The organism is Streptomyces pacificus (genome assembly GCF_011766325.1).
Taxonomy (GTDB): domain Bacteria; phylum Actinomycetota; class Actinomycetes; order Streptomycetales; family Streptomycetaceae; genus Streptomyces; species Streptomyces pacificus.
The window spans coordinates 99,680-117,451 of the sequence record NZ_BLLG01000003.1 but is presented as its reverse complement, the minus strand read 5'-3'; the positions used below and the strand labels follow the sequence as shown (position 1 = coordinate 117,451).

Annotated in this window: 10 protein-coding genes and 1 pseudogene; 3 read left to right on the top strand and 8 right to left on the bottom strand. The window is 72.2% G+C overall.

Annotated features, from left to right (window positions below):
- Nucleotides 1-433: 433 nt before the first annotated feature.
- Nucleotides 434-1,015, top strand: a pseudogene (locus tag SCWH03_RS05680) (hypothetical protein); the annotation flags it as partial.
- A 142-nt stretch (nucleotides 1,016-1,157) separates the two neighbouring features.
- Here SCWH03_RS05680 and SCWH03_RS05675 read toward each other — a convergent pair.
- Entirely contained in the window at nucleotides 1,158-1,715 is a 558-nt protein-coding gene (locus SCWH03_RS05675) for a hypothetical protein (protein WP_173262830.1), read from the bottom strand.
- Between the two features lie 63 nt (nucleotides 1,716-1,778).
- Between SCWH03_RS05675 and SCWH03_RS05670 the strand changes: the two genes are divergently transcribed.
- Nucleotides 1,779-2,507: a TetR/AcrR family transcriptional regulator gene (locus SCWH03_RS05670; protein ID WP_173262827.1), complete on the top strand. Its 729-nt coding sequence runs from the start codon at nucleotides 1,779-1,781 to the stop codon at nucleotides 2,505-2,507.
- Between the two features lie 180 nt (nucleotides 2,508-2,687).
- Here the strand turns inward: SCWH03_RS05670 and pulA are convergent, their stop codons facing one another.
- Both pulA and SCWH03_RS05660 read right to left on the bottom strand, forming a co-directional pair.
- Nucleotides 2,688-8,012: a pullulanase-type alpha-1,6-glucosidase gene (gene pulA / locus SCWH03_RS05665; RefSeq protein WP_173263350.1), complete on the bottom strand. Its 5,325-nt coding sequence runs from the start codon at nucleotides 8,010-8,012 to the stop codon at nucleotides 2,688-2,690.
- Between the two features lie 522 nt (nucleotides 8,013-8,534).
- Entirely contained in the window at nucleotides 8,535-10,229 is a 1,695-nt protein-coding gene (locus tag SCWH03_RS05660) for a carbohydrate-binding module family 20 domain-containing protein (protein WP_173262824.1), read from the bottom strand.
- A gap of 370 nt (nucleotides 10,230-10,599) precedes the next feature.
- Between SCWH03_RS05660 and SCWH03_RS05655 the strand changes: the two genes are divergently transcribed.
- Nucleotides 10,600-11,031, top strand: coding sequence for a VOC family protein (locus SCWH03_RS05655; RefSeq protein ID WP_173262820.1), 432 nt, complete (start codon nucleotides 10,600-10,602; stop codon nucleotides 11,029-11,031).
- A 394-nt stretch (nucleotides 11,032-11,425) separates the two neighbouring features.
- Here the strand turns inward: SCWH03_RS05655 and SCWH03_RS05650 are convergent, their stop codons facing one another.
- The 5 genes from SCWH03_RS05650 to SCWH03_RS05630 all read right to left on the bottom strand — a co-directional run bounded on the left by SCWH03_RS05650 (nucleotide 11,426) and on the right by SCWH03_RS05630 (nucleotide 17,536).
- A complete protein-coding gene (locus SCWH03_RS05650) occupies nucleotides 11,426-12,502 on the bottom strand; it encodes a LacI family DNA-binding transcriptional regulator (RefSeq protein ID WP_173262816.1) in 1,077 nt (358 codons plus the stop codon).
- Entirely contained in the window at nucleotides 12,487-14,163 is a 1,677-nt protein-coding gene (locus SCWH03_RS05645; RefSeq protein WP_173262813.1) for a glycoside hydrolase family 13 protein, read from the bottom strand. Before SCWH03_RS05645 ends, SCWH03_RS05650 begins: the two co-directional genes overlap by 16 nt.
- Nucleotides 14,164-14,249: 86 nt before the next feature.
- Nucleotides 14,250-15,152 carry a sugar ABC transporter permease gene (locus tag SCWH03_RS05640; RefSeq protein ID WP_371872616.1) on the bottom strand — a complete coding sequence of 301 codons (903 nt, stop codon included), beginning with the start codon at nucleotides 15,150-15,152 and terminating at the stop codon, nucleotides 14,250-14,252.
- The gene (locus SCWH03_RS05635; protein ID WP_173262810.1) at nucleotides 15,149-16,162 is read right to left on the bottom strand and encodes a carbohydrate ABC transporter permease; all 1,014 of its coding nucleotides are present in this window, start codon (nucleotides 16,160-16,162) and stop codon (nucleotides 15,149-15,151) included. Before SCWH03_RS05635 ends, SCWH03_RS05640 begins: the two co-directional genes overlap by 4 nt.
- 102 nt (nucleotides 16,163-16,264) lie before the next feature.
- A complete protein-coding gene (locus SCWH03_RS05630) occupies nucleotides 16,265-17,536 on the bottom strand; it encodes an extracellular solute-binding protein (RefSeq protein WP_173262808.1) in 1,272 nt (423 codons plus the stop codon).
- Nucleotides 17,537-17,772 lie beyond the last annotated feature (236 nt).

Here is a 17,772-nt window from a genome sequence, read left to right as displayed (position 1 = left end):
CGTGCCGCACCTCGCACCCGCATCTGCTGCCCCATGTGCCCCAGATGCCTCCGTGGCAGGCCCGCCCCCTACCGCGCAGTGGTCCGGCTCGGCCCCGGTGATCTTCGGCTCGACCGCGTCCATGCTCGCGGCGGCGATCCGTTCCGCCTCGCCCAGCCGGTCCGTACGTACCAGCAGCCGGCACATGCCGCCGGCTCCGGAGCCGGCCGCGAGCAGGTCCCCGCTCTGCTTGGCGTCCGCGATGGCGCCGCTCAGGGCCGCGTACGCGATGTCGTACCGCCTCACCTGCGTGGTGGCCCTGGAGGGGCACCGCGATGCCCCGCCCGCCCCTGTCCCCGCCGGTCCCCCGCACGTGAACCCGGCGATCGAACGGGAGCACCGGGGGGCGGCTTATTCGGGGTGACTATCGCAGTATTCGCTCGTTCAGCTGAAAGTGAGCACTCAGGAACCCGCCCCCGGCGCCGTCGAGTCGGAGCAGACCGAGGCGGCGCTCGTGCAGCACTATCCGCGTCTGGTGCGGATCGCCTACCTCGTGCTGCCGCCCTCCCTCGGCCGCAACCGCCGGGCGCTGGCCGCTCACTCGATCGTGCAGCGCTCCCTGCCGCGCGACCGCACCGCCCGGGTTCCGGGGACCGGTGGAGCGGGGATGCTGGTTCCGCGCGGGACGGCCTCGCCGGGCTACGCCCGCCTCCGCCGGCGGGTACTGCGGCAGGCGCTGGTCGCGGGTCTGCCGCTGCGGCGGCGGGCCTGGCCGAGGCGGGCCCACCTCCCGCACCCGCTGCCCCGGGTATGGGGGCCGGGGTTGCCGCCCCACTCCGGCGGCGCCGATGAACTCGCCCTGGAGAGGCAGCTGTCCGCGGTGTCGGGGGCCGCCCGTGCCGCGTATGCGCTGCGCGTCCTGGAGGCTCTTCCGGACGCCGCGATACGGCAGGTCCTGACCGATGCGGGGGTCGCCGACCCGCGCGCGGCGCTCGCCGCGGCTGACGGGCTGCCCCTGCCGGAGCGCGGGCCGGCGGCGCATCCCGTACCGCCGGCGGCCCCCGAGCGCAGCCCCCGAGCGGAGAGCCCGGCCCGGTGACCGGCCCGTCGCGGCCCCACGGCGGGATGCCCGCGGGATGCCGCCCGTGCCTCACGGCACCCGGGCGCCTCACGACACCTCAGGGCAGGAGCAGCCAGTCCGCCACCAGGGCCGTCACCAGGCCGACGCCCAGCAGATACGTGCCCAGCCGGGTACGGCCGTGACGGCTGAGTTCGATGACGACTCCGCACAAAATCATGGCCAGTCCGTAGACCCCGACCACGAGCACCGACGTGCGGCTGGCCAGCCGCACGGCCAGGACCGCCGCCAGCGCCGCGAGCAGGACGGACGCGGCGGCGATCCGGAGCAGCCGGGCCTGGCGCGGGCTCATCCCCTCCGGCGAAGCCGCCGGCGTCTCCCCGGAGGCGGGCGCTTCGGCCGTCATGGGCGTCTTCTCGGCCGCCGCAGGGGATTTCGCCGGCACAGGCGCCTCCGCAGACCCGGACGATGACGCGGGCGCCTCCGGCGTCACGGGCGCCGACTCCGGCACAGGGGCGGACGCAGGGGCGGACGCAGGGGCGGACACAGACGCGGGCGCGGGCGCTCGCCTCCTCCCGCCCACCGGCGCCTCAGGGGCAGCCTGCGCCCCCGCGTTCGCCGGCGCCTGCGGGGGTGTCTCCTGGTCAGAAGCCGTCATGTTCCGTGAGCGTACCCGCCGGGCGGCGGACGGTGTTCGAGGCCCGGCCGTTAGGCTGTTCGCATGACGACCGGGGTTCGCCGAAGGATGGGCGTCGCAGAGCGCAGACAGCAGCTGATCGGCGTGGCTCTCGAGCTGTTCAGCCGCCGCTCGCCCCACGAGGTGTCCATCGACGAGATCGCCGCGGCCGCCGGCATCTCGCGCCCGCTGGTCTACCACTACTTCCCGGGCAAGCAGAGCCTGTACGAGGCCGCGTTGCGGCGGGCGGCGGAGGATCTCGCGGACCGCTTCAGGGAACGGCACGAAGGGCCGATCGGTGCACGGCTGCTGAGGGTGATGCACCGGTTCTTCGATTTCGCCGAGGAGCACGGGCAGGGCTTCGGGGCCCTGATGAGGGGTGGTCCCGCGGCCGGCGGCGGGACCGCCGGCGCGGTGATCGAGCAGGTCCGGCAGGCGGCTTACGAGCAGGTCCTCGGCCACCTCGGCGTCACCGACCCGGCCCCGCGCCTGCGGCTGGTGGTCCGGTCCTGGGTGTCGCTCGCCGAGTCCACCGCGTTGATCTGGCTGGAGGGACGGGACGTGCCGCGCGCGGAGCTCGAGCGCCAGCTGGTCCAGGACTTCGCCGCGCTGGTCGCGGTGCCCGCGGCGTACGACGAGGACATGGCCGCCGTACTGGCGCGCATCATGCGGGACGAGCCGGCCGACGGGCCCCTTGGGGAGCTCGTCGGCCGGCTCGTGGCCCTGGTGCCGCAGGCGGCGTCCGCTGCGCGGGTGCCGGAGCAGCGCGCCTGAGGCCCGGGGCCCCGGCGCGCGCGGAGCGGCCCCCGTCTCCCGCGAACCGGCCGCTGCCCGGCCGGGGCCCCTCAAGGCTCGCGGGCCACCCGCCGCTCAGCCGCAGAACCACGTCCCGCGGCCCCACGCCCCCCACGCCCCGGGGACGCAGCCACCGCCCGACACCCGCTCAACCGCCGCTCAGCCGCGGACGAAGACGGCTGCCGTGCGGCCCGGCACCGCGAAGGTGCCGGTGCTGCCGTCGTACGACGACGCCTTGGCCACCTCGTCGGCTCCCCCGGCCTGGACCGGGTGCAGCCCGTACGGGGTGCCCGCCAGGGCGCCGATCCGCTGGCTCTGCCGGTCCGGGGTCGCGTTGAACACCACTACCAGGTCGCCGAGGCGCATGGTGATCACGCCGGGCGTCTCGCCCGTCCCCGAGAGGGGGAAGGAGAGCGCCGAGCGCACCTCGTCCGCCGTGCCGAGGCCGAACGCCTCCTCGGTCGTGCGGATTCTGAGCAGGTCGCGGTAGGCGGCCGAGGTGCCGGTGATCTCCGCGCAGCCGGGCTTCAGCGTCGGCGCGGTCAGCAGCGGCCTGGCGAAAGGCCACTTGTCCTTGTTGTCGGCGGCCGGCGGCAGACCGCGGCCGAAGCCGTTGCCGTCGCGGCAGTCCCAGTGGACGGGGTTGAACCAGTCGCCGCTGTCGTAGGAGTTGCGGTCCAGCGACTTGGACCGCAGCAGGTCGGTGCCGGCCTGGGACAGCGCGGGCCCCTGGGAGAGCGCGGCCGTCGCCATCGCCAGTACCTGCATCCGGGCCCGGTCGGCGGCGGAGACGGACGGCGGCAGCTTGAACGCGAGGGCGTCGTAGAGCGTCTCGTTGTCGTGGGCGTCCGCGTAGGCCAGGGCGTCGCCGGGCGCGGCCGCGTAGCCTGCCGGTGAGCCGTTGTAGTCCACCTCCGAGCCCTTGACCGTGCGGCCCCGGGTGTCGGTGAAGGTGTACGACGCCAGGTTCCCCGACAGCCCGACCTTGATCAGGTCCTGGTAGTGCAGCAGCCGGGCGCGCTGCTCGGCGGGGGTGCCGTTGGCCTCGGAGGCGTTGGGCTCGGTGAACAGACCGGAGGCGAAGCCCTGCACGCCCGGGTCCTCGTCGAACGGGCCGCCGCCGCGGACGGCGTCCCGTGCCCGGTCGGAGAAGGTGGCGATGCCGGTACCGGCCATGTTCTCCTGGGTGGCCTGGACGAAGCGGGCGTCGTCGGCGATCTCGCCGAAGTTCCAGCCCTCCCCGTACAGGACGATCCGCTTCCCGTCGACGCCGTCCTTCTCGGCGGTGAGCGCGTCGAGGGCCTCGCGGACGGCGAGCATGTTCGCCTTCGGATGGTGTCCCATCAGGTCGAAGCGGAAGCCGTCGACCTTGTACTGCTTCGCCCAGGTGACGACGGAGTCCACGACGAGCTTGCCCATCATGGCGTTCTCGGGCGCGGTGTTGGCGCAGCAGGTGGACGTGGCCACCGAGCCGTCGCCGAGGAGCCGCTGGTAGTAGCCGGGGACGATCCGGTCCAGTACGGACTTCTCCGACTGGCCGCTCGCGACGGTGTGGTTGTAGACGACGTCCATGACGGTGCGCAGCCCGGCGCCGTTCAGACCCTGCACCATCCGCCGGAACTCGACCGTGCGGGCTGTTCCGTCGGGGTCGGAGGCGTAGGAGCCTTCGGGGACGGTGTGGTGCAGCGGGTCGTAGCCCCAGTTGTAGGCGTCCTCCGCCGCCGCCTCCGCCACGCAGGCCTGCTGCTCCTCGGAGTCCGGCGGGTGCGCCTTCAGGTCGCAGTCCGGTACGGACTGGTCGGAGCTCCGCTCGGGGATGGTGCCGATGTCGAAGGCGGGCAGCAGGTGGACGTGGGAGGTGCCGCTCCTCGCGAGCGAGGCCAGGTGCCTCATCCCGGCCGAGTCGCGGTCGGTGAAGGCGAGGTAGCCGCCCGGGTGCCTCGCGGTGCGGTCGGCGGCCGAGAAGTCCCGGATGTGCAGCTCCTGGATCTGGGCGTCCTTCAGCGGCACGGCGGCCGGCTTGCGCAGGGTGGACCAGCCCTCGGGCGCGAGCTTCGGGTCGGCGAGGTCGACGACGAGGCTGCGGGCCGAGTCGGTGGTGAGGGCGGTGGAGTACGGGTCGGTGACCCTGTTGGTGACGAGCTTGTGCACACTGGGCGCCCAGACGGTCACGGCGTACCGGTAGGGCTTGCCCCGCCAGCTCGCCGGGCCGGTGACCGACCAGACGCCGGAGGCGCCGTCGCGGCGCATCGGGACGGTCCTGCCGCCGATGTCGAGGGCGACCCTGCGTGCGGTGGGTGCCCAGACGGACAGCGTCGGGCGGCCCTTGCGGAACACCGGCCCGAGCGCGGCCTTCTCGGCCCTGCCCGCGTAGAGGTCGTCGAGGACGCCCGGGATCTGCACTCCGGTGGCGGCGAGCAGTGCCCCGTTCGCCGCTCGCTGGGTGGCGATCAGCTGGCCGCGCAGGGCGTCCTCGACCCGGTCGCGGTCGCGCGGGTCGACGGTGAAGGCGGGGAGGTCCTTCAGATGGGGGAACCTCGCCTTCTGGGCTGCGGTGAGCGCGGAGGGGTCGAGCCGCAGCCACCGCCCCTCGTCGCTGAGCGCGCCGTCGACCACCTCGATGCCGCCGCCGGGCGCGTACACCAGCTGCCGGCTGCCGGCGCCGGCGGCCGTCCCCTGCCACACCACGGTGTCGCGGTCGATGAACTGCGCCTCGGCCTTCGACAGGTCGAGCGAGGGCGCACCGCCGCTCGTCGGGAGCAGGTACTCCGGCTGCCCGGCGAGCAGCCACACCTCGCGGCCGTGGGTGGCGAAGGACAGCGACTGGTCGTTCGGCAGGTCCTTCTGGTCGCCCTTGTGGAGGATGTAGCCGAGCGAGTCGGCCCCTTCGGCGAGCGGGACCTCGAAGGTGACGCCGTAGGCGTCCCGGCGGACGGGCATCAGCGGCTTCGACCAGTCGGTGGGCTCGGCGGCGCCGGTCCAGACGTGCAGGCCCCAGCCGTCGTAGTCGCCTTCGCCGGAGCCTGCGTCCGGGGAGGTACCCCCCGGCCGGTGGTAGTGCAGCACGGCCTTCTTCTGGTCCTGCGGCGGGTAGGCGCCGTCGGGTGCGGTGCCGGACTGGCCGTCCCGCCCCCCGGTGATCCAGACCTCGCCGGTACGGCGGAGGTCGATGGTGCGCCGCGGTCCGTCGGCGGCGCCGTCCTTCTCGACGGTGTACGGGAGGGTCGAGGCGCCCTCGGGGACCTCGACCCAGGCGAAGGCGCCCCAGGCGTCGCGGCCGGTGAACGCGGCCGTGGTCCCGGCAGCCTGCAGCCGCGCGCCGTCGTAGTCTCCGTCGGCGCGCTGGTAGTGGACGACCGCGTGGGTGCGTTCCACGGCCGTGGGCTTCCCGGGCGGCGGGGTCTGCCCCGCGGTGGTGGCGGCGCGGGCGCTCGCGGTGCGGCCGAGGGTGTCGACGGCGACCGCCTTGTAGCGCAGGGGTGTCCCGGCGGGGGCCGTGATGTGCTGGGTGACCTTGTACGGGGCGTGGTCGGCGGTGCCGAGGGTGCGCCAGCTTCCGTTGCCCGCCTGTGCGGCGAACACGACCCGGTTGAGCTGTCCGCCGCGGACGTCGGCGGAGATCTCCACGGTGCCGGTCGACCCGGCGGCGGGGGCCTTCAGGGTGAGGGCGGGCCGGGCGGCGGGCGGCGCGAGGGGTCCGGTGGCGCGCAGCACCAGCGACGACAGCGCGGGGACGGTGACGGTGAGTTCGCCGGCTTCGGCGCGGAAGGTGCCGGAGCCGCCGTACAGGGCCCGGAACTCCGCCGAGTCGACGTTCAGGGTCACGGTCCTGTCGGTCGTCGCGTTGTTGGCGGCCACCAGGTACTCGACGGGTCCGCCGCGCCGGGCGGCGTCGGTGCGGGAGAAGGCGTAGACGGAGTCCCCGGCGTGGCGCTCCCGCTGGACGCCGTCGCGCAGCACCGGGTGCTCGCGGGTGAGCTTCGACAGGGCGGCGATCGAGCGGTAGAGGGGGTGGCCGGTGTCGTACGCGTCGTCGGCGTGGGTGCGGTCGGTGCCGAGCAGGTCGTCGTCGAGGTAGTCGGCGGTCTTCGAGGCGAAGAGCGTCTGGCGGGCGTCCTTGTCTCCGCCCGCGCCGGTGAAGCCCTGCTCGTCGCCGTAGTAGACGACCGGGTTGCCGCGGCTGAGGAACATCAGCTCGTTCGCGAGGCGGGCCCGCTTCAGCAGCTCCGCTTCGCCGGCGCCGGGGTTGTCCTGCTTCAGGAAGGTGCCGATGCGGCCCATGTCGTGGTTGCCGAGGAAGGTCACCTGCTCGTAGGCGTTGGCCTTGTCGGTGGTGTACCGGTAGTCGTCGGCGAAGACGTCCCCGAGCCGGCCGGCGTCGGCGCCCTGTGAGGCGTAGGCGCGGGCCGCGGCCTGGAAGGGGAAGTCGAGGGTCGAGTCGAGCCGGCCGCGGGTGACGTAGGGCGAGGTCACGGCCGGGTCGGCGGAGTAGACCTCGCCGAACATGAAGAAGTCCTCACGGCCCCGCTCGGCGGCGTAGGCGTCAAGCGCGGTGGCCCACTGGGTCCAGAAGTCCAGGTCGACGTGTTTGACGGTGTCGATCCGGAAGCCGTCGATCCGGAAGTCGCGGACCCACTTCTCGTAGATCCGCTTCATGCCCTCGACGACTTCGGGCCGCTCGGTCCACAGGTCGTCCAGACCGGCGAAGTCGCCGTACTCGGCACTCTCCCCAACCCAGGTGGAGTCGCCCCGGTTGTGGTACATCGTCGGGTCGTTGAGCCACGCCGGAACCTTGCGGACGGCTCCCTCGCCCCTGACCGGCGTGTAGGGGAAGGAGCCGGCGTCCACCGCACCCCGCGGGACGCCCTCGCGATCGTCGAACGGGCGGCCGTCCTGGTCGAGGTACGGGTAGGCGCCCTTGGGGCGGTAGCCGTAGGCCTGCTCGGCGTAGTCGACGGTATCGGCGGTGTGGTTGGTGATGACGTCGAAGAAGACCTTCATGCCCTTGGCATGGGCCTTGTCGATCAAGGTCTCCAGGTCCCGGTCGCTGCCGAAGTGGGGGTCCACCCGGGTGAAGTCGGTGATCCAGTAGCCGTGGTAGCCCGCCGAGGCGTCCTTCCCGCTGCCCTGGACCGGCCGGTTCTTGAAGATCGGCGCGAGCCAGATGGCGGTCGTGCCGAGGCCCTTGATGTAGTCCAGCCGCTTGGTGAGCCCCTTGAGGTCGCCGCCCTGGTAGAAGCCCTTGTCCGTGGGGTCGTACCCGGTGCTCAGGCGCGAGCCGGTCAGTCCGCCGCGGTCGTTGCGGCGGTCGCCGTTGGCGAAGCGGTCCGGGAGCACGAAGTAGAACTGCTCACGGGTCAGGTCGTGGCGGGCCGGCTCGGCGGACAGCCGGGCGTCGGACGGCGGGGAGGGAGGCTTCGCGGCCGCTGCGGGCACAGCGGGGGCGAGTGCGGCGCAGACGGCGACGGCCAGACCGGCCGCCATCGTTCTGCGCCTGCCGTGCGAGGGGGGTGTCACGAGGGTGCTCCTCACTGGTCGGGGCTCGTCGCACTGGTCGGGGCGGGTGGAACTCGTCGCGGCCCGGGGGGCTCGCGCGGTTCCTGGAACGCGCACTCGGCGATCAGGTGAACGCGGCGGACGGCGGGGAGAGCTTCGCCGAGGGCTGGGGCCAAGACCTGGGGCGCCTTGCACCGGGAGCCGGATGCCAGGCGCCGGATGCCAGGCGCCGGCCCCGGACACCGTGAGGCGTGAACTCGCCCTGCGCCGCTGAGCGGCCGTACCCGCGCCCCGGCCGGACGGGCACGGCCGGCGGGGTGTGCTCCCCCGGGCCGGGAGCGCCCGGCGGGCCGGACTGGGGGCAGGGACGGGGGCAGGACGCAGGACGGGGGAGGCACAGACGGAGGGCCGGACGGAGGGCCGGGGAGGCACGACGCGGGCCCCCGTCCGGCCCCCATCGGCCCCCGTCGGCCGTCGTGGGGGCCGTTCACGCCCGCCCGGCCCTCGCGGTCAGGACCGCCAGGTGTCGTTCAGGCTCACCTTGCCGGTCGACGGGACCGTCGCCGTCCGGTTCGCCCCGGACTCCCAGGTGACGTTGCCCGCACCGTCCTTGCGCACGTACTTGTACTCGAAGGTGGTGCCGGGAGGCAGGTCGACGTCGAGCTTCCACACGGGGTAGCTCGACGGGTCCAGCTTGAGCGCGCTGCCGGTGTTCCAGTTGCCGAGGGCGGCCTGGTTGCCCGTGACGTAGATGTTCTGCCCGAACACGGTCGTGGCGTTGACGGCGAACGAGGCGCCGGATGTGGACGGACCGCCGCCGCCGTCGCAGTTCCTGGCACCCGCGTGCAGCGCGACGGCGGTGTTGGGGCCGAGGGTGCGGGTGAACCGGCCCGAACCGTCCACCGTGACGCCCGTGCCGGACTGGACGTCGCAGTAGTCCCCGGCCGGGAGGGAGGTCTGGAAGGTGCGGGTCAGCGCGGACGTCTCGTGGTTGATGGCCACGTACGCCTTGTCGCCCCGGCCGAAGGCGATCGCGTCGGCGCCGTTGTCCCACCAGTTCGTGACGCCCTGACCGCGGGCCGTGTTGCGGAAGGCGACCATGGAGGAGATCTCGCGCCAGGCGTGCTGGCACTTCCAGCCGTCGCTGTAGCAGGCGTTCACCGTGCCGCCGTTGGGCGGGCCCGCGTCCCTGTCCGACCACTCGTAGCCGGAGTGGACGTCCGGCGCGCCGTACGGCCAGGCCAGCATGAACACGTTCGCCAGGGTGTAGTCGGCGCCGTTCTTGTAGCTGAGGGTGTCGCCGCCGCGCTCGGTGTCGTGGTTGTCGACGAAGACGGCGGACTTCCCGCTCGTCATATAGCCCCAGCCCTCGCCGAAGTTCCGCAGATAGGCCAGGTTCTCGTGGAGGAAGACCCGCTTGAGGTCACGGGCGTAGCGGAACTCCTGCACATCGCCGCTGCCCAGGTATTCGCTGGGCTGGACGGCCTCGCCGTAGCCGAAGATCGCCTCCTGCTTCCAGTAGGCGCCCGGGTTGGTGAGCTTGCCCTTGATCGCAGCCAGGTCACCGGCGGGCATGTGCTTGGCGGCGTCGATACGGAAGCCGTCCACGCCGAGCGAGAGCAGGTCGTTCATATAGCCCGCGATCCTGTTGCGGACGTACTCCTCGCCGGTGTCGAGGTCCGCGAGCCCGACGAGTTCGCAGTGCTGGACGTTGAAGCGGTCCCGGTAGTTGGTGATCTCCGCGGTGCAGTCGTCCATGTCCCAGGAGGAGTACAGGCCGGGGTAGCCGTACTTGGTGTAGGACGAGCCGCCGGTGCCCGTGCCGTTGCCTGCGGCCATGTGGTTGATGACCGTGTCGACGACGACCTTGACACCCGCCGCGTGGCAGGTGTCGACCATGTTCGTGAACGCGGTGCGGTCGCCCAGCCGCCCGGCGATCTTGTAGCTGACGGGCTGGTACGACGTCCACCACTGCGGGCCCTGTATGTGCTCCTGGGGCGGGGAGACCTGGACGTATCCGTACCCGGCCGGGCCCAGGGTGCTGCTGCACGCCCGCGCGACGGAGTCGAAGCGCCATTCGAAGAGGACGGCGGTGACGTCCTTGGTACCGGACGGCGCCGCCTGTGCGGCGTCCGGCGGCACGATCACCGAGGCTGCGGTGCCCGCGACGACGGCGAGCACGGCAGCCAGAGATCTGCTGGCCATGGTGTTCCTCCTGCGGCTCAGGAAGGGGTGGGTGAGGTGGGTGAGGTGGGTGAGGTGGGTGAGGTGGGTGAGGTGGGGGGGAAGTCCGAAGCATGGGCTGCGGACTTCGTGCTGAATATTCTTGCTGCAAAGCCGAAAGGCCCTCTGCGCAGGTGACGGTAGGCCCGAACCATTGCCCGGTCAACAGTTCGGACACATCCCGGACACACCAACGTCTTCTGCCTGCAAGGTTTTTCACCCTCCAACGGGCGCGGTGCGGCCGTGGGCGGCCGGGCGGCACGAGCGGCTGGACGGCATCAGCGCGGGCTGCGCCGGCCCCACGTCCGGGTGCCGCGGCTCACTGTCAGTACCCAGGCATAGGGTGCCGGGCATGACTGCTCGCTCTGACAAGAACTCCGGCACGGACCTGTTCTCGGGGCTTGGCCGCCTGGTCGTCCTCGTCGACGATCCCGACGCGGCGCTGGCCTTCTACCGCGATGTCCTCGGCTTCCGCGTCCTGCACGACCAGACGACGGACGGATACCGCTCCGTGCACGTCGGGGTGCCCGGCCAGGAGGCGGTCGGCCTCTGGCTGATGACCGCCGCCGGCGGTCGGGAGCACGAACTGATCGGCCGGCAGTGCGGCGGTCAGCCGCTGCTGGTGCTGTACACCGCCGACCTGGAAGCGGTGCGCGCGCACCTGCGCGGGCACGGCGTGCGGGTGTGGAACGAACGGGAGGACACCGACAGCCGGTCGCTGCACCTGGCGGACCTGTACGGGAACGTGATCGTCGTGGCGCAGGTGCACCGGGCGGTCACCTGAGGAGGATGCCGGTGGTCCGGCAGCTCGCCGGGTTTCGGCCGCTCGTGGCGCGGGGCCGCTCGCGGGCGAGGGACCGGGGACGCCGGGCGGAGACGCCGAGGCCGGTCGGCGAAGCCTCGTCACCGAGACCAGGTGGCCGAAGCCTCGTCATCGAAGCCAGGTCGCCGAAGCCTCGTCACCGGGACGGGTGCGGTGGGCTCGGCGACCAGGCAACCGGGCGGGTGCGGGCGGGCCGGCCCGCCCGGTGGCGGCCGTGCGCCGAAATCCGCCCGGGCTCACCACGGCGAGGGCCCCCGGGGGCCGGGGCCGCGGGCGCCCTGCGGGAAGCACCGCCTCGCCCTGCCGGCAGACCCGCACCCCGGATGCCGGACGTCGCGCGCTCGCCCCCGCGTACTCAGCGCCGCACCCGCACCCCCGCACCCCCGCACTCGTCCCGCCGCGCCCGTCCCGTCGAGCCGCGTACCACCAGCTCCGGCCGGAAGACGTATTCGGTGCTCGGCACCGGGTTTCCGCGGATCTCCTCCAGCAGCGCGCCGACGGCCGCCGACGCCATCGCCTGGACCGGCTGGCGCACGGTCGTCAGCGGCGGGTCGGTGAAGGGGATCAGCGGCGAGTCGTCGTACCCGACCACCGACACGTCCCCCGGCACGTCCAGCCCGCGCTCCCGCACCGCACGGACGGCTCCCAGCGCCATCATGTCGCTGCCGCAGACGATCCCGGTGCAGCCCGCCTCGATGAGCTCGGCGGCGGCGGCGTGACCGCCCTCGACACTGAACAGGGTGTGCCGGACGTACCGTTCGGCATCAAGGCCGGCGGCCGCGAGGAAGCCCTCCGTCTTCCGCCGCGACGGCACATAGCGCACCGGCCCTACCGCCAGCCCGATCCGCTCGTGGCCGAGTTCGGCGAGATGGCGCACCGCCATGCCCGCGGCCATCTGGTCGTCGGGAGACACGAACGGCGCGGAGACCCGCTCGTTGAAGCCGTTGACGAGGACGAAGGGGACGCGCCGCGCCGCCAGTTCGGCGTACCTGCCCTGGTCCGCCGCCGTGTCGGCGTGGAGTCCCGAGAGGAAGACGATGCCGTCGACCCCGCTCTCCTCCAGCTGCTCCACGAGTTCGTCCTCGCTGGCACCGCCGGGCTGCTGGCAGCACAGCACCGGGGTGTAGCCGTGTCCGGCCAGCACCTGCTCGATGACCTGGGCGAACGCGGGGAAGATCGGGTTGGTGAGTTCGGGCGCGACCAGCCCGACCAGTCCAGCGCTGCGCCGCCGCAGCCGCACCGGGCGCTCATAGCCGAGGACGTCGAGCGCCGCGAGGACCCGGGTGCGGGTCGCCGCCGACACACCGGGCTTGCCGTTGAGGACCCGGCTGACCGTGGCCTCGCTGACGTCGGCCTGCCCGGCGATGTCGGTGAGCCGGGGGGCGGCCGCTCCCGAGGCCCTCGGCCTGGGGTGCGTCACACCGTCCACCACGCGGTGGCGTCCGCGGGCAGGACGGCGAAGCCGCCGTCGGCCCCGACCGGCGCACTGGCCAGCAGCAGTGCGCCGGGGGCCGGGATGCGCACCGGCGCACCCGTGGTGTTGGTCGTGCAGACGAACTTCTCGCGGGCCAGGGCGAGGACACCGTCGGGTGCGTCCAGCCAGGTCACCACGTCACCCGCGCCCAGCCCCGGGTGCTCGCGGCGGGCGGCCAGGGCCGTGCGGTACAGCTCCAGGGTGGAGCCCGGCACCCCGGCCTGGGCCTCCACGCTCAGACCGGCCCACTCCGCGGGCTGCGGGAGCCAGCTGCCGCCGCTGCCGAAGCCGTAGGACGGGCCCGAACGGGTCCAGGGGATCGGCACCCGGCAGCCGTCGCGGAAGCCGTCCTGGCCCTCCGCGCGGAAGAACGACGGGTCCTGGCGCACCTCGTCCGGCAGGTCCGTGACGTCCGGCAGGCCCAGCTCCTCGCCCTGGTAGAGGTACGCCGACCCGGGCAGCGCCAGCATCAGCAGCGTGGCCGCGCGAGCCCGGCGCAGGCCCTGCTCGCGGTCGCCCGGCTCGCGCTGCTGGGTACCGAGGCCGGGCGGGTTGCCGAAACGGGTGGCGTGCCGGGTGACGTCGTGGTTGGACAGCACCCAGGTGGTGGGCGCGCCGACCGGGCGCATCGCGGCGAGCGAGCCGTCGATGACCTCGCGCAGCTCCTTCGCGTCCCAGTCGGCGGCGAGGTACTGGAAGTTGAAGGCCTGGTGCATCTCGTCGGGCCGGACGTACAGCGCGGTGCGCTCGACGGTCGGCGTCCACGCCTCGGCGACGAGGATGCGCTCGCCCTCGTACTCGTCGAGGATGCGCCGCCAGGAGCGGTAGATCTCGTGGACGCCGTCCTGGTCGAAGAACGGCATGATGTCGTCGCCGAGCAGCTTCGCCTGGTCGCCGGAGCCGATGTCGGGCAGTCCGGGGGCCTTGACCAGGCCGTGGGCGACGTCCACCCGGAAGCCGTCGGCGCCCAGGTCGAGCCAGAAGCGGAGGATCGAGCGGAACTCGTCCTGGACCGCCGGGTGCTCCCAGTTGAAGTCCGGCTGCTCGGGGGCGAAGAGGTGCAGGTACCACTCTCCCGGTGAGCCGTCCGGGTTCACCGTGCGGGTCCACGCCGGTCCCCCGAAGATCGACTCCCAGTCGTTGGGCGGCAGTGCGCCGTCCTCGCCCCGGCCGGGCCGGAAGTGGAAGCGCTCGCGCAGCCGGGAGCCGGGGCCTTCGCGCAGTGCCTGGCGGAACCAGTCGTGCCGGTCGGAGCAGTGGTTGGGCACCAGGTCCACGATGATGCGCAGGTCCAGGGCGTGGGCGCTGCGGATCAGCGCGTCGGCGTCGTGGAGCGTGCCGAACATCGGGTCGATGGCCCGGTAGTCGGCGACGTCGTAGCCCGCGTCGGCCTGGGGGGAGGCGTAGAAGGGGCTGAGCCAGACCGCGTCGACGCCGAGCTCCCTGAGGTACGGGAGCCGGCTGCGTATCCCGGCGAGATCGCCCATGCCGTCGCCGTTGCCGTCGGCGAAGCTGCGCGGATAGACCTGGTAGATCACCGCGTCCCGCCACCATGGCGCTGGCTCGGCGCGGGGGCCGGTCGTCGTCGCGGTGTCGGGGGCAGCGAGGTGCTGGGTCATTTCATCCCTGGGATGGTGGTGGTCGGGGGGGTGGTCTGGCGCGGGGTGCGGTCGGGGGGTGGTCGGGGGGTGGGGCGTGTGCGGGGTCAGCCCTTGACGGCGCCCGCCGACACGCCCGTGACCAGATGGCGCTGCGCGAAGAGGAAGACGACCGCGGCCGGGATGGCGATGAGTACGGAGGCCGCGGTCATCGGACCCCACTGGGCGCCGTACTGGTTGACGAACTTCTGCAAACCCCCGGCGAGGGTCAGGTTCTCGTCGCCGACCATGAAGGCGGACGCGTAGGCGACCTCGCCCCAGGCGGTGATGAACGAGTAGAACGCCGTCACCGCGATGCCCGGACGGGCGAGCGGCAGGATCAGCCGCCAGAAGGTGCCGAACGGGGTGAGCCCGTCGACCTGGCCCGACTCGTCGATCTCGCGCGGGATGGTGTCGAAGAAGCCCTTCATCATCCAGGCGCAGAACGGCACCGCGATGGTGAGGTAGGTGATGACGAGTCCGGCCGGCTGGTTGAGCAGGCCCAGGTTCGCCATGATGTTGTAGATCGGCACGATCAGGACGGCGACCGGGAACATCTGGGTGATCAGCAGCGTCCACATCAGGCCCCGCTTGCCGGGGAAGCGGAAGCGGCTGACGGCGTAGCCGGTGGTGGCGGCCACGAAGACGCCGAGGACCGTGGTCAGGCCCGCGACGAGCAGCGAGTTGCCGAACCAGGTGAGGAAGGCGGTGTCCTGGAGCAGCTTGGTGTAGTTCTGGAGCGTCGTCTCCCGCACGAAGTCCGTGGTGGTGGCGTAGCTCGCCGGTTTCAGCGAGGTCAGCAGCACCCAGAGGACCGGGAAGACGGCGATCAGGGAGGCGGCGAGCAGCGTCAGGTGCAGCCCGGCCGAGGCGAGCGGCGAGCGCCTTCCGCGCACCGGGGAGCCGGCCGGGGTGCGCGCGGCGGTGCGGGCCGAGGAGGCCGCAGGGGCCGGGGCGTTGGTCGTGGTCACCAGGTTTCTCCCTGCTTGCGGAGGACGCGCTGGTAGACAGCGGCGAAGACCATCAGGAGGACGAGGATCAGCACACCCCAGGTGGAGGACTGGGCGAAGTCGCGCGGGCTGATCTCGAACGAGAACTTGTACGCCTGGGTGACCAGGATCTGGGTGGCCTCGCCGGGGCCGCCCCGGGTGAGCAGGAAGATCACCGGGAACATGTTGAAGGTCCAGATGGTGCTCAGCAGCACCACGGTGGTGGACACCGACCGCAGCCCGGGCATGGTGATGCTGCGGAACCGCTGCCAGGCGTTGGCGCCGTCCATCTCGGCGGCCTCGTACAGCTCGCCGGGGATGGACTGCAGTCCGCCGAGCAGGGCGACCATCATGAACGGGACGCCGAGCCAGACGTTGACGGCGATCACCGAGAACTTGGCCCACAGCGGGTCGTTGAGCCAGGGCACGGCGTCGATCCCGCCGCCCGCGAGGATCTTGTTGAGCAGGCCGTTGTCCTCGTTGTAGAGGAAGCGCCAGGCGAACACGGAGACGAAGCCGGGCACGGCCCACGGCAGGATCAGCATCATCCGGTAGAACGACCGTCCGGCGATCCTGCGGTGGAGGATGTTGGCGAGGGCGAGGCCCAGTCCGAAGGTGACGGCCACGCAGGAGACCGTCCACACCAGCGTCCAGCCGAGGGTGCCCAGGAACTGGCTGCCGGTGAGCGCGTCGGCGTAGTTGCCGAGCCCGACGAACTCGTAGGTCGCGGGGAGGTGGTTCACCCCGATCGACCGCTCGACATTGCGCTCGTCGGCGTCGGTCAGCGACAGGTAGACGCCGCGGACCAGCGGATAGCCGATGATCACGCCGATCACGATCACCACGGGGGCGACCATGGTCCAGGCGTACCAGTGGGTGGACAGGCCGCGGCGGAACCTGCCGGGCGCGCCTGCGGAGTCGCGGCGACGGCCGCGGGCCCTCCCGGGCTCCGCGGCCTCCGCCGCCGACTGGCCGCTGGTGTGGACAGCCATCGGTCGGTATCCCTCTTCTCTTGCTGTCTCGTGCCGTGCCGTCTTGCGCTGTCTGCGCCGTCTTGTGCTGTCTTGAGCTTTCCCGCCTTGTTCCGCCTGCGGCTACTTCCAGTCCTTCAGCAGCTTGCGGTAGGCCTCGCCGACGGCTTCGGCTCCCTTCTGCGGGGTGGTCTGGCCGGTGAGGACCTTGGTGTACTCGGTGAGCAGCGGCGCGAAGAGGCTGCCGCCCTCGGGGATCCAGGGGCGCTCGACGGCCTTGTCGACGACCGGCTTGAAGAAGGCGACCATCTCGTTTCCGGAGACGCTGGGCTCGTCGTAGACGGAGGAGCGGGTCGGCAGCAGGCTGAGGTCCTCGGCCACCGTGGCCTGGGACTCGGCAGACGTCATGTACTCGACGAAGGCATAGGAGGCGTCGAGGTTCTCGGAGCCCGCGTAGACGGCGAGGTTGTGGCCGCCCTGCGGGGCGCCCTGGCCGCCGGAGCCCGCCGGGACCGGGACGATGCCGAGGTTGGACCTGTCCGCGAACTCCTTGCCGGCGTAGGTGTCCGTGACCGCCCAGGGGCCGTTGATCATCATGGCGACCTTGCCGTCCTTGAAGGCGGTCTGCATGTTGTTCCAGCCGTCGGTGGCGTCGGTCTTCGCCGCACCGGAGTCGACGAGGTCCTCGACAACCTCCATGGCCTTGACGCCGGCCGGGTTGTCGACGGTGATCTGCTTCTTCTCGACGTCGACCAGGTTGCCGCCCTCGCCGTAGAGGAAGGACAGGAACCAGTACGCGTCGTCGCCGCGCAGATAGAGGCCGGTCTTGCCGGTCTTGTCCTTGATCTTCTTGGCGACGCTCTTGAGTTCGGCGATGGACGCCGGGGGCCGGACGCCGGCCTCCTGGAAGACCCTCTTGTTGTAGAAGATGCCCATGGAGTCGATGACCTGCGGGACTGCGTAGGTCTTGCCGTCGTACTCCGTGGAGGCGGCGGCCTGCGGCAGGAAGTCCTCGTCGGACGTGAGGGCGGGGGTGCCGTCCAGCGGGGCGAGGTAGCCGAGGTCGGCGAACTCGGGGGTCCAGGCCACCTCGGAGCGGATCACGTCGGGGGCGCCGGAGCCGGACTGGGCGGCGTTCTTGAACTTGTTCTGCGCCTCACCGAAGGGCACGTTCACGTAGTTGACCTTGACGTCGGGGTGCAGCGCGGTGAAGCCCTCGGCGAGCTTCTTGAAGACCTTGTCCTCGCTGCCGACGGTCGACGTGTCCCACCAGGTGACCGTGCCCGACAGCTTGCCCGAGGCGCTCTTGCCGCCTTCGGCGCCGTCCCCGCCGCAGGCGGTCGCCGTGAGCGCCAGGCTCGCGACCAGAGCGGTGGCCGCTATGCCACGTCGCATATGAACTCCTTCAACCCGGGCCCGCTCCATCACGGCGCCGATTCGTGCAGGAACGTAACAAGGCTGAAAGCAGACCGAAAGACCTTGCGAGAATTTTCTGCAAGGTACCGTGATCGTTACCTGCGCGTGTCCGCAAGGTTGCCGTTGTGCGCCTTGCCAACCACCACGGAAACCGCCCCAGCGCCCCGGATGCGCCCCCGCAATCGCTTCGCAAGAGATTGCAGCGCTGTTACCGT

Bases quoted from the DNA above. Each gene is read 5' to 3' on its own strand.
- pulA (WP_173263350.1), bottom strand. From the start codon at position 8,012: ATGGCGGCCGGTCTGGCCGTCGCCGTCTGCGCCGCACTCGCCCCCGCT.
- SCWH03_RS05655 (WP_173262820.1), top strand. From the start codon at position 10,600: ATGACTGCTCGCTCTGACAAGAACTCCGGCACGGACCTGTTCTCGGGG.
- SCWH03_RS05675 (WP_173262830.1), bottom strand. From the start codon at position 1,715: ATGACGGCTTCTGACCAGGAGACACCCCCGCAGGCGCCGGCGAACGCG.
- SCWH03_RS05645 (WP_173262813.1), bottom strand. From the start codon at position 14,163: ATGACCCAGCACCTCGCTGCCCCCGACACCGCGACGACGACCGGCCCC.
- SCWH03_RS05630 (WP_173262808.1), bottom strand. From the start codon at position 17,536: ATGCGACGTGGCATAGCGGCCACCGCTCTGGTCGCGAGCCTGGCGCTC.
- SCWH03_RS05660 (WP_173262824.1), bottom strand. From the start codon at position 10,229: ATGGCCAGCAGATCTCTGGCTGCCGTGCTCGCCGTCGTCGCGGGCACC.
- SCWH03_RS05635 (WP_173262810.1), bottom strand. From the start codon at position 16,162: ATGGCTGTCCACACCAGCGGCCAGTCGGCGGCGGAGGCCGCGGAGCCC.
- SCWH03_RS05670 (WP_173262827.1), top strand. From the start codon at position 1,779: ATGACGACCGGGGTTCGCCGAAGGATGGGCGTCGCAGAGCGCAGACAG.